The following is a 12,380-nucleotide window of genomic DNA, read 5'->3' as shown; positions in this document are numbered from 1 at the left end:
TTCGATCAACCCAAGCTTGCGGTCGCAAGCCTTCAGCAGAATCGCACCGCCGTCCGAGCTGCTGTTCGGGTGGTCAAATCGCGCCGTGAGGGGCTTGCCAAAGCCTGTGTTGAACAGTGCACCCTGCGCTGTGGTAACGTCCTCCATTGGAAGGCCTTCTTTGTGTCCGAAAGTGCTGTGTCGTAACACCTTTCTAACACATCGAGGGCCTTCTTCTCTTTTGGCTCATGAATAATCCAGGCTAGCGCCCTGTATCTTTCTTTAGTCCGGGGTGACCACCCGGGAGACACCTACTTCCCAGCTTTCGACGATGGCGAGTGGCACATCATCCTGCGCGATGACTATCGCAGCTTTGAGTTCCGCATCTACGAGCGCCGTTGACCGGCCGGCCAGCGGCCTCGTCGGCCGTGCGCCCAGACCCATCACCTGCCGCCGAACCGTTCGCCGATATTCGAGGCGACCTTTTCCGCTCTGACGACATCCAAGTGCCGTGCGAAGTGTCGCAGACGGACGCGCGGTGCCAGAAATCCGCATGCGCGTCGGCCTACTACCCTCAGCGGTGCGGGAAAACCATGGATCTGACTCGACTAAGCTTGCGCAATCCGGCCGCCCTGGCCGTGCTCCTGGCGCTCCTCGCCCTATTTGGCATGCTGGCGATTGCGCAACGCCCGATTCAGCTGTTGCCAACCCTAGAGCAGCCCCAGATTTCGGTGAATACGGGCTGGCGCGAGGCGGCGCCAGCGGAGGTGGAGTCGCAGATCATCGAGCCCCAGGAGAGCGTGCTGCGACGCACGCCCGGCGTGCTCGAAATGCAGTCCACCATCTCCCGCGGCTTTGGCTCCATCACCCTTACCTTCGCCGTGGACGCGGACATGAACGAGGCGTTGATCAACGTGATCAACAACCTCAACCAGACCCCGCCGCTACCGGCGGACGCCAACGAGCCCTTCGTGGGCATGGGCGGGCAGGGCGGTGGCAACTACGCGGCCTCGATCCAGATCTACCCGCGCCGCGACAACGCCAACACCGACATGGACTCGCCCGAGTACCAGCATGTGCTCGAGAACGTGGTCGAGCCTGCCCTGGCGAAGATCGACGGCGTGGCGCGCGTCGACATGAACGGTCAGCGCCCGCAGGAGATTCGCATCACCTTCGATCCCTATCGGGCGGCCGCCTTAGGCATCGATGTGGCCGCCATGCAGGGCGCGCTCACCGGCGCCAGCGATGCGTCCGGAGGCTTTGCGGACATCGGCCGTCGCCAGTACACCGTGCGCTACATCGGTCAGCACGACGTGGATGCGCTCGGTGAGCTCATCGTGGGGTGGGTGGAGCAGCGGCCCGTGCACCTGCGTGAGGTGGCGGTGGTCGAGAAGCGCATGATCGATCCCTTCGGCGTCAACATCCGCTCCGGCTATCCCGCCTCCTACGTGGGCGTCGCCGGCACCAACGATGCCAATACGGTGTCTGTGCTCGACGACGTCAACGCTGTGCTCGATGAGCTCAACGAAGGTGCGCTGGCGCAGGTTGGCCTGTGGGCGGAGATCTCCTTCGACTCCTCCGTCTACATCCGCCGCGCCATCGCCCTGGTGCAGAACAACTTAGGTCTTGGCGTACTCCTCGCCCTGGGGATTCTCTGGACCTTCCTGCGGGCCGGGCGGGCCACCCTGATCATCGGCCTCAGCATTCCCGTGAGTCTGGCCGCGTCCTTCGTCGCCCTGCAGGTGTTCGGCATCTCCTTAAACGTGATCTCCCTCGCCGGCCTCGCCTTTTCCGTGGGGCTCGTGCTCGACGCGGCGATCATCGTGCAGGAGAACATCGTGCGCTACCGCCAGCAGGGGGAAGACCCGGAGCAGGCCGCGCTCAAGGGCACGCGGCAGGTGTCTGGCGCCTTGTTCGCCTCCACCATGACCACCGTCGCGATCTTTCTGCCGATCTTGTTCATGACCGGCGTTGAGGGGCAGATGTTCTCAGACCTCGCCCTCACCCTGTCCGTGTCGGTACTGGCCTCGCTGCTCGCCGCCGTGACCATGGTGCCGACGGCGAGCCGGTACCTGTTGAAGAAGCTCCCCGAGCGCGATCCCTACGCCCACTGGTGGACCGGGCTCGCCAAGGCCGTGATGGTGCTCACCAACACGGGCCTGCGCCGCGGCGTGTGGATCGTGGGCTTGCTGAGCCTATCGATTGGCTTGACCTTGGCGCTGAAACCGAAGGCGGACTTCTTGCCGTCCGCGCAGGCCGATGCGGTGACCGTCTTCTTCAACATGCCGCCGGGCGTGAACAACGAGGTGTTCACAGAGGAGATTGGCGCGGAGATCATCGAGCGCCTGCGGCCCCACATGGATCGGGAGCAGGCGCCGTACATTCGCGGCTACAACCTCTCCATGTTCGGTAGCTTCAATATCCTCTACTTCTACCCGGCGGATCCGGCGCAGACCGAACTCTGGCTCAGCATGTTCCGCGAGGGCATGCTCGAGGGCATCCCGGACACGCAGGTGTTCGCAACCCGCGCCTCGCTCCTCGGGATCGGCTTTGGCAGCGGCGGGCGCTCGATATCCGTGGACCTGCAGGGCGCGGACATGGACGGGCTGATGAGCGCCGCGGCTCTGGGCCTTGGCAAGATCCAAGAGGTCATCCCGGGGGCGCAGGTGCGGCCGGTGCCGGGCCTCTCCCTCGCCGAGCCCGAGCTGCAGGTGATCCCGAACGAGCGTCGCATCACCGAGACTGGGCTCAACCCACGTGCTCTCGCCAATGCGATCCGCGCCACCACCGGTGGGCTCTTCGCGGGCGAGTACTTCGACGGCAACGAGCGCTACGACATGATCCTGCGCACGGGGGACTGGGGGACGCCGGAGGAGCTCGCAGCGATGCCGATCGCGACGCCTCTGGCCGGGCCGCAGACGATCGGCTCCCTGGCCCGGCTCCAGCGCACCGTAGGGCCGACCCAACTGCGGCGCTTTGACGGCCAGCGCACGATCAGCCTGCAGGTGGTGCCACCCGACGACATGACCGTGGAGGAGGCCTTGGCGCGCCTGCGCGAAGACGCGGGCCCCGCCATTCAGGAGGCCCTTCCCGCTGGCGCTACCATTACCTATCGCGGCAGCGCAGATCAGCTGGAGGGTGCCCTGCGCAGCATGCTCGCGAACTTCCTGCTGGCGGTGCTGATCCTGTTCATGGTGATGGCGGCCATCTTCAAGTCGGTGCGCGATTCGGCTTTGGTCTTGCTGGTGATGCCGCTGGCGCTGGCCGGGGGGATCTGCTCTTTGAGCCTGTTGAATCTGGTCACCTACCAGTCCCTCGACATGCTGACCATGATCGGCTTCATCATCTTGCTCGGCCTGGTGGTAAACAACGCCATCTTGCTGGTCGGCGAGACCCGCCACGGCGAAGGCAACGGACTCTCCCGTGCGCAGGCGGTCCGCGCCGCCATCGTCGTGCGGGCTCGGCCCGTTTACATGAGTACGCTGACGAGCATCTTCGGCATGCTGCCGCTGATGCTGATTCCCGGCGTGGGCTCGGACATCTACCGCGGCCTCGCCACGGTTATCGTGGGTGGCATGTGCTTTTCCGCCCTGTTCACCCTGCTGCTAATGCCGAGCCTGCTGCGCATGGGCGAGACCGGCGATCTGTTCCACCGCCTAGGTCGTCGCCTCCGCGGCGTGCGCGACCCGGGCCCCGCTGCTGATGGAGTTACCGCATGAGACACCTCACGACTGCGGCTGCGCTGATTGCCCTGTCCCCCCTATTCGCGCTCGCTGCCGCCGCGCAGGCACCCTCGACGTCGGCGAGCCCGGTGGCTGTGGAGTCTGTGGTGTTCACCGAAGTGGTGCCGACGGTGCCGATCACAGGCACCGTGTTCAGTCGCAACGACGTGCAGATCACGGCGGCGATCGACGGTGAGCTCGAGTACGTGGCCGAGCCCGGTACGCGGGTGGGCGTAGGCGATGCGATCGCGCGCATCGACCCTACGCAGTTGCGCCTGCAGCTGGTGGAGCTCGAGGCCCAGCGTACCCGTGCAACCGCTCAACTCGCCTACCTCGACACGCAGCTTGAGCGCTTCGAAAACCTCCTCACCAGCAACAGCGCTGCCCGTAACGAGTACGACGAGACGCGCTCGAACCGCGACGTGGCCGCGAGCGATCTGCGCATCGCCGAGAGTCGCCTGGCGCAGACCCGCGATCAGCTGATGCGGGCCGAGGTGCGTGCCCAGTTCGGGGGTGTGATCACCGCGCGCGAGCGACGCGAGGGTGAGACCGTGGCCCGCGGAGCGGTGCTCGGGCGCATCACGGACACGACCCAGCTGGAGGTACGCGTACTCGCGCCCTTGCAGCACTCCGGTCGCGTGCGTGCGGGCGATGAGCTGAAGCTGTTCGGCTACGAGTCCACCTTCGTCGGCGCGGTAAGGTCTGTGGTGCCGCCGATCGATGCACGCACGCAAGCCATGGAATTGCGCATCGATCTGCCGCCAGCCGCTGTCGACTATTGGAACCTAGGGCAGCTGGTCAGCGCCGCCGTGCCCCTGCGTTCCGCGCGAGCCTCCCTGGCCGTGAATCGCGACGCGCTGATCCTGCGCCAGGAGGGCACCTTCGTATACCGCGTGCGCGAGGATGGGACCGCTGAGCGCGTGGCCGTGGAGACGGGCGAGAGCGCTGGCGAGCTCGTGGCCGTGGAGGGCGAACTGTCTGAGGGAGATCGCGTGGTGGTGCGCGGTGGGGAGACCCTGCGCGATGGGCAGACCGTTCGCGTGATCAATCCCGCGGCGTAGGCGCGGGGTGTGGGCGTTCGAGGTCGATCCAAAGATCGAGCCAGGTGGTCGCCTTGCCAAGGCGCTGCCAGCCGCCGGCCGCGGCCGGTGCGGGGTCCATAATGAACACGCCCTCGCGGCCGTCGGCGCTGCGCTGGTAGGCCACCACAAGTACCGCGTGGGTGCCCTCGATGCGCACTTGCACGGGGCAGTTCCGGCGCAGCTGCGCGAGCAGTACACCGCCGAGATCTGCGATCGGCAGTTCCAGCCGACGAGCGCTCGCGTAACCCAAGGCGTGCCACACCGCGGCCATCCGTTGCGGCGGCATCGGTTGGTTGCACGGGTGGCTAGGCCGCGCGCTGAGCCACGCGAGATCCTCCTTCGCACCGGGATCGGGTACGAACCGGAAGGCGAGCGCAGCCTGGTCGGGAGGCGCTTCCCGGTGTGTGGCGTCCATCGCGAGACGGGCTTGAACGCAAGCCGCCCAACACAGGCGGCTCGCGCGCTGGGTCACCCCGTGGAAGTGACTCACTTCGGCGTAGGCGACCGGTGACAGATCAGCGCCTAAGCGCTTTAGGGGTGCCGCCACCGGTCGCCGTCTCCTCGCTTCACTCAGGGGGGAGCGGAAGCTCTTCGCGCAGGGCGGCGTTGCAGGTGCGCCACATGCCGGCCATGGGGCCATCCCAGAACGGCACGGGCATGCCTTGATCACGGGTAGGCACCTCCTTGCACAAGAGGTAGCCCACTGCGTAGTCGCCATCCGCATTGGACACGGGCGGTGCGATGCCCCCCACCGCAAGCAAGGTTTCCAACTCCAAGTTGGCGATCACAATGTCGTAGCGCCCGCCGCCGGAGCTCAGCTGGATGGAGCGACGACGTTCGCTCTCGCCGTGCTTGAGGACGAGTTCCAAGGTGTCCTCACACTCGACATCCCAGATCAGCCGCGTGTAGATTGCCTGGCGCCATTCGACGTCTGGGCTGCGGGCATCGCGGAAGCCGAAGCCGAGGGGCTCGTCGCCCTCGACCACCACACCATCAACGTAGAAGTGACCGCGATCGATGTGTACGGTGCCGACGAGGTCCGCCTTTTTCTCTCCACCGTCGCAGACCCCGTCGCGGGGTGTTAGGTTGGTGTTGAGTAGACGCGGGCCATCGATGGCACCGCAGTTGCGCCGATCGCCGTTGTCCGCATGCCCCATCGGGGGCACCCACATCAGGTCTTGCTCGTTATGTGTGCCAGGTACGGGCATACGCGAGGGGTCGGCGGTCTTCGGCAGCGACGACATGGCGAACTGCAAGCAGTTGCTCGTCGTCCCATCGAGGGTCAGGAGCTCATCGTCGAAGCTGTAGACGCAATGACGGGCCTTGCCGAACGCGCTAGCGTCGTTGCCGGCGAAATCCAGATCAGGCTCGATGTACGACTGCGCCCGAACCTGGTCCGAACGCACGACAATCGCGGGGATGTGCGGTGAGATCGGGTACGGGAGTTGGGGACGTTGCAGGCCTGTTCGCAGGTCGGCGAGTCCGGCGAGAAACGTGGTGCGACCGTCCTTATGCCGCAACGGGATTATGTTGATCGCACCGCGAAGTTCTATCCTAGCTAGCGTCATCTGGTGGCCTCCTAGCCGCTTGTTTTGTTGATAGAGCTACTAACTAGTGCATCCGCGGCTCGAATTCTCTCGCCTCAAATTTCAATCGCTGACGAGCAGGCATCCGGGGTCGCGTTTCCGCGGCGACCCATCGACTACTATTCGGCCTTGTTAGCGAAGGCACTGGAGAGCAAGGCTTGCGCAAGGTTGATTTCTTCCTAGGTGTCCTCAGCGCGCTGCTCCTGGCGGGGTGCAACCCGGTAGAGACGGAGTCCGAGGTGCTTCGGGGCATTGCGCCCCTGTTCGAAGCCGGGCGCTGGAGCGAGGCACGGGTCTCCGCCGATGGGCCCGCTATCCCCTGTGCCCCCGTGTTAGCTGATGCCCTGAGAGACGATTGCGGCGAGATCATGGATCCCGACGTTGCGAGCCAGGCCCGCTTGCGGACGTTCCAGGCGTCATCTGGCGATTTCGACGATCACCAGTGGGCCCTGTGGTTTCTGTCCCTGCCCAGCGATCGGCCTCGCTCGGCACCGTTGATGGAGCTTCACCTAGAGGGCAACGAGGCGTCCGATTGGCATTGGAACGATCTGGCGGCGGCGTACTACAGCGCGCGGCGAGACGACACGGACTGGCGAGCTTATGAGGCGGGGCTAATCGCCGTTGGGCGCGCGCTGGCGCTGGCGCCGAACGAACCACGCACACTCTACAATCGCGCGCTCATCCTCGAATCGATGGGGATGTTGATGGCCGCCGAAGAAGCATGGCGCGCCTACCTTGCAAACGCGCGCCAAGACGACTGGGAGAGCACCGCAAAGAGACGACTTCGTCATCTGGAAACTGCGCGCGAGGCACGTGCTGCCGTGCGGGCAACGGTAGGGCAGATCGCCAGCGAGCCTTCGATGCTCGCGGCGCAGCGCGACCCCGCAGTACGGCAACTCGTGCGCAGTGAACTGGCGAGTGACCTCCTCGATGACGGCCGCTTGCTCGAGGCCATCGGGAACGATCCGGCGGGCAGCTGCCATGGGGACAGGAGCACGGTACTCGAGCGCCTCGGTGACTTGCAGCGGCTCCTAACCGCCCCCTCCCTCCTACTCGATACGCTCGCCTGGCTCTGCGAGCGGGAAACCACTGAGCGAGGACGGCTCGTTCGCGAGCTAGCAGGGGCGATGGCCTTAGACCGCAATGGGGAAGTCTCACTCGCTCGGGAGCAAGCCGCGAGTGTGTATCCGGCGTTGGCACAGGACGGCAGCCCCTTGGCCTGCGTGGCGCGCCTGGTGGAGGGCTCAATTCTGTTCGCGCAGCAGCGCTATCAAGACGCCAGGCAGTTCGAGGCGCTGAACGCGGCCCTCGAGGTTGCCACCAGCTGCGAGTATCCCATCGTCGTCGCACGGGGCTTCGAGCGACTCGGGTCTACTGCCTTGCGTCGCTCTCGATCTGAGGAGGCAGTGGCCGCCTATGCCAACGCGCAAGCCGCTCTGTCCGGTGGGCATGACGTGGTACGTCAGGCGCGCATCGCGGCCCTGCATGCGAATACGCTCGGTGCCTTTGGCAATCACGATGCAGCCTCCGCCGCCCTGGTCAACGCCCTGAAGGACGCGCGCCAAGCAGCGTTACCGCCGGAAACGATTGCTACCCTCTGCATCCTCGGGGCTGGGATCTCAGCCCTTGCTGATGCAGTGAACATGCTCGAGTTGTACGCCGACTGTACGCTTCGAAACCTACCCAATGACGCCGAGCCGACGTACCGCGTTGAAGCGCACGTCGTGCGCGGCAGCGGTCGATTGCAACTTGGCAAGCTCGCCCTTGCGCAAGCGGACTTCGCTGCAGCCCGCGAGGCCGTTCGGGAAACCGGCGATCCCAACGAAGCAAGGCTGAACGAGGTGTTCGTCGAGTTACAGGTGGGGCTCGCTATGGTGACCGAGTCGCCGCTTCTGGCACTCTCGCCGCTGCAGACGGCTGCGGCCTTTTACGAGGAAAACGGGACGACGAGTTCGGAGCTGATGGCGCGTGAGGCCTTGGTGCGAACCTTCGACAATCTAGGGCAAACGGAACAAGCCGACAAGGAGCTCCGCATTCTGTTGCAACGGCTGGATAGCCTCCCTACCGCAGGCGACCGCGAGATCAGGCGTTGGCGCTATCAATCTGAGCGAACGGCGTATGAACGTCAGCTGCGGGCTCAAATTCGCAGCGGCGCTCACAAGGAAGCTCTGGCCACGCTAGTGCGAAGCCGTCAGCCGGATCGCTTCGGCAACGAGAGCGTTCAGGCCATCATCGATGCGGCCACGCCCGAGGGCAGCCGGGGGCAAGACGAGGTCACTGTGATATTCGCCTGGTTAGGCAATGCGGTCGTGAGCTGGCGAATCGACACTGCCGGTAAGCTAGTGTTCTTCGAAGCCCCATCGCGAGCGACGGGACAAGCCAGTTGGCAGACTCTTGTAGAGCGCGCGGCGGGCACTAGTGCGGTGCCCGTCCCCGGCGGGCGTGAGGCAGCGCTCGCACAGTTGTACGACGCGCTAATTCGCCCAATGACCTCGGATCTAGGGGCGGATGCGCGCGTGCACATCGTTCCCGATGGTCCCCTGTTCGGGCTGCCTTGGCCTGCCCTGTGGGATCGCGAAGTAGAACTCTACCTCGTGCAGCAGTTTTACGTTGATGTGGCCGTGGAGCTGCGAGCGAACGCAAAGCGGTCCGTTGCCGCCCCTACCTGGAGCCAGGTCGATGTGTTTGCTGACCCCGAGGCTGACCGCACGATCGCCTTGGCGGCTGTGGCTCGCGATGCGCAGGTGATAGAGGAGGTCTTCACAGCGCTCGGCGCTGCGGTCTCGCTTCATCGGGGCGCGTCGCTTACGCAAGATACCTTCGAGCAGGCGCTGTTCAGCGCGGACCTGCTGCACTACGCGGGCCATGGCGAAGTGGATCTAGTCGATCCCTCGCGGTCTCGACTTGTGCTGCAGCGAGATACCTCGGGTGACCTCCTCGAGTCCATCACAGCGCATGATCTGGAGACGCTTGAGGCAGACGGTAGGACGGCGCCGAGGCTGGTCGTGCTGGCGGCTTGTGACACGGCGGCCTACAGCGACCGCCTGCCCCACGCACTGTCGATCGTGCGGCCCTTGCTCGAACTAGGCACGCTCGAAGTGATGGGGGCGCTGCGGCCGATCGAGGACGTGGCTTACAACGCCTTGATGGAGCGCTTTTACCGCGGAGTGGGCACCGGTCAGGCACCGTTCGAGGCGCTGGTTCGGGCGCAGCGAGCTGCGGTATCGACCGACGATGTCGGCGCGATGGCCGCCTGGCAGTATGTGCAGCTGTTCCGCTACGAATAGGCTGATTCGAGACTAATCAGGCAGGGTGATTCGGAAGGGTAAGCTTCGCGCCGGCGCTCCGTCGCTGTCGCGCAGCTCGAGGACGTAGGTTCCCGGGGGCAGTTGGATCGCAGGCACTTGGATGATGAGCCCATTGCTCTGATCGATTTGCTGTTGCTCGAAGCTCGCCAGGGGCTGGGCGCTGAGGCCGTCGGGGATCAGCACGGCGCTGCGCGCTGTCTTGGGTACTTGGCTAGCGTCGATGTGCAGGGCGACCATGGCGTTTGAGTCTGTCGACGCCGGCAGGCTCGGTCCGCCGCCCACGCCCCTGACTGAGTGCAGGGTGAGCACTTGCGTAAAGACTCTCGGTGAACTTCCCTCGTAGCTCTGCCATGTGCTAAGGAGCCAGGCGGTGGGCAGGACGACGGCGGCCATCGCGGCGACTCGAGTTAGCAGGCTGCGGCGGCTGCTCCAGTGCGGGAACGCAGTTACCGCACCATTCTTGTGCGGCGCTAAAGCAAACCTTAGGCGCTGTTCGGTAAGCACCATGGCGGCGAGCTCCTCGTCGTTGAAGTACGCCAGCTCGAAGGCCTCGGACTCGCCTTCGGAAAGAGTGCCGGCGACATAGCGCCCTACGATGTCGTTGTCGATGATGTAGTCTCGATTCATTAGCGCACCCTCACTCGTCCTCGTCGAAGAAACGTGAGAGCGGACCCAAGCACTGTTGCAGCGACTTGCGTGCGCGGTAAAGGAGCTTGCCGAAGTTCTCCATGGAGAGATTGAGTTCTTCGCACAAGCGCTCGCGGGGTTCGCCGCGGACGTGGCCGACCAGCAGTCGCCCGTAGCGTTCGGGAATCTTGCCGAGGCACTCGAAGATGGCAGCACGCAGCTGAGAAGCCTCGGCCAATCGAGAGGGTGTCGGGGTCTCGTCCTGATAGCGATCGTCTGCATCTTCGGGCAGCGGCGCCTCGCGATGCTCCGCCCGCATCATCTCGAGGGCCACGATCCTCGCGATGCCTAGGAACCAGGCGATGTAGCTATCAGGGTTAACGTCTGTGTCTAAGCCCCTGAAAAACCGCAGCCAACTTTCTTGATAGGCATCGTCTACGAGAGGGGATGGCACTCGCGCATGGATCTTCGCCCACAGGGCTGGCTGCATGTGGGCGACGATTTTGCCAGCAGCCGTTGAGTCGCCCTGTCGGTAATCGGCGACTAGCGCTGCGATGCGGCGCTCTAGATCAGATTTCTTAGCCGTCGTTCTGCTCTTTTGGACGTGACTTACCCGCGCCGCGCGATGCACGGCCGTCAATGGCGATCGAAACGGATAACTGTCGAGGCTGGCGGCGTGCAACTTGGGGCCCTCTGAGCGTCCTCCACCGAAAACCGCACCAGTGATAGCGGTTCCCTTGGGGGAGGTGAGCTGAGGAGCGCCGTTTTCGCATGCCGCTCGGCGGATCGGGTGAAAAAGTGTGACGGAGGGCCAGCAACCGGCGATGAGCGGCTGCCGGCCCCCTAAGACCGATTACAGGTAATCGAGAATCGAGCGCTGAACCGGCGCACGCGGCGTGGTCAAGAAGCGAGCCAAGGCTTCCACCGTCTCCTGCACGCAAGCCAGTGCTTGCGGCCCGCTCGGGCAGCGCGGGGCGTACATGGTCTGCCACTCAGGGCACACGTCCGCGATCTGCTGGATCATCGGCGCACCCTGCCCAGGGGAGCGCATCTCCGTGGTCAGCGCGTCGATGGCGATGCGGGCGGCACTGAGGCGGCAGCTATCACCCTTTAGGTTTACCACCTCTCCTGCCTCGTTGGGATGGTGCTCGAAGTGGCAGAAGTAGTCGTAGAACTTGGTGCTCGAGGCGAGGCCGAGCAAGTCCGCCGTGTTGCGACCTACGATCTCCGATGAGTACTCCGATAGGAAACCGACGGCCCGCGCTTGGGTTGCGAGGGCATCGTCGACGGGGCCGCCGCCGCCGCGGGCGGGCTTGAGCATCGCGCCCGCCCACAGCTCGACCGCTTCGGTCAGCATGGCAGGGTCCTCATGCCCTACGGATGAGCCGAAGTTGGAGTTGGTGCAGAAGCCGTCGCAGATCGGTCCCCAAGGGCCCTCGTACTCCGTGGAGCAGCCGTTGCCGGCCTGGGTGGGCTTCGGATCACGCCACCAGCAGATGTCCTCGACCGTAAAGCCTGCGGGGCCCCAGTCGCAGAACTGATCGTTGCCGACGCAGTCGCCGGAGAAGTAGCAGTTGCACGCGGGGATATCCGGGTGAGCGCCGGTGGGCCCGGGCTTCTGACCGAAGCTGTCGCGCAGAATGAAGAAGTCCTCGCGACCGACCCGATCGTCACCGTTTAGGTCGGCGTCCAAGTCCTTTTCCTGATCGCCGATGCTCTGGCGCAGGATCACAAAGTCCGGGCGGTCGACGAGGTCGTTATTGTTCAGGTCGGCGTCGCATACGTTGCCGAAGCCATCGCCGTTGGTGTCACGTTGATCCGGGTTCGCGACCAGCGTGCAGTTGTCGCTGTTGTCGTCGAATCCGTCGTTGTCGCTGTCGAAGCTGTCCTGGGCGAGCGCGACCGATGAGCACATCGACGCACTGGCCACGAGCGCCAGCCAATGGGTTGCTTTCATGTAGTTTCCCCCTAATCCCTAACGAGAGTGTTGTGCGTCGCAGCGATACGGGCGGCGACCGTACACGGACGGCACGGCGCTCACTCATGTCCCCGGTAGCACGACTTCTTTATGGCAAT

At 64.6% G+C, this 12,380-nt stretch carries 8 protein-coding genes; 3 read left to right on the top strand and 5 right to left on the bottom strand.

The annotated features are described in order from the left end of the window. The first annotated feature begins 572 nt into the window (after positions 1 to 572). Positions 573 to 3,698: an efflux RND transporter permease subunit gene (locus AAGA68_22130; protein MEM9387769.1), complete on the top strand. Its 3,126-nt coding sequence runs from the start codon at positions 573 to 575 to the stop codon at positions 3,696 to 3,698. Further along, the gene (locus AAGA68_22125; GenBank protein MEM9387768.1) at positions 3,695 to 4,762 is read left to right on the top strand and encodes an efflux RND transporter periplasmic adaptor subunit; all 1,068 of its coding nucleotides are present in this window, start codon (positions 3,695 to 3,697) and stop codon (positions 4,760 to 4,762) included. The genes AAGA68_22130 and AAGA68_22125 overlap by 4 nt, the downstream gene beginning before the upstream one ends. Here AAGA68_22125 and AAGA68_22120 read toward each other — a convergent pair. Then, entirely contained in the window at positions 4,746 to 5,330 is a 585-nt protein-coding gene (locus AAGA68_22120) for a hypothetical protein (GenBank protein MEM9387767.1), read from the bottom strand. The two genes, AAGA68_22125 and AAGA68_22120, sit on opposite strands and share 17 nt — an antisense overlap. A 19-nt stretch (positions 5,331 to 5,349) precedes the next feature. After that, positions 5,350 to 6,351, bottom strand: coding sequence for a hypothetical protein (locus AAGA68_22115; protein MEM9387766.1), 1,002 nt, complete (start codon positions 6,349 to 6,351; stop codon positions 5,350 to 5,352). A gap of 176 nt (positions 6,352 to 6,527) precedes the next feature. On the opposite strand from AAGA68_22115, the gene AAGA68_22110 reads away from it, so the two are divergent. Then, positions 6,528 to 9,656, top strand: coding sequence for a CHAT domain-containing protein (locus tag AAGA68_22110; protein ID MEM9387765.1), 3,129 nt, complete (start codon positions 6,528 to 6,530; stop codon positions 9,654 to 9,656). A 12-nt stretch (positions 9,657 to 9,668) separates the two neighbouring features. On the opposite strand, the gene AAGA68_22105 is transcribed toward AAGA68_22110, so the two are convergent. From AAGA68_22105 to AAGA68_22095, 3 genes are all read right to left on the bottom strand, one after another. After that, a complete protein-coding gene (locus AAGA68_22105; GenBank protein MEM9387764.1) occupies positions 9,669 to 10,304 on the bottom strand; it encodes a hypothetical protein in 636 nt (211 codons plus the stop codon). Positions 10,305 to 10,314: 10 nt separating this feature from the next. After that, entirely contained in the window at positions 10,315 to 10,935 is a 621-nt protein-coding gene (locus tag AAGA68_22100; protein ID MEM9387763.1) for a sigma-70 family RNA polymerase sigma factor, read from the bottom strand. A gap of 222 nt (positions 10,936 to 11,157) precedes the next feature. Next, complete coding sequence (locus AAGA68_22095) at positions 11,158 to 12,261, bottom strand: hypothetical protein (protein MEM9387762.1); 1,104 nt, start codon at positions 12,259 to 12,261, stop codon at positions 11,158 to 11,160. Positions 12,262 to 12,380 lie beyond the last annotated feature (119 nt).

The sequence above is a fragment of the Pseudomonadota bacterium genome (assembly GCA_039193195.1).
Classification (GTDB): Bacteria; Pseudomonadota; Gammaproteobacteria; order Steroidobacterales; family JBCBZW01; genus JBCBZW01.
Note: the sequence above shows the minus strand (reverse complement) of the source record. Positions and strands in the feature narration are given on the sequence as shown.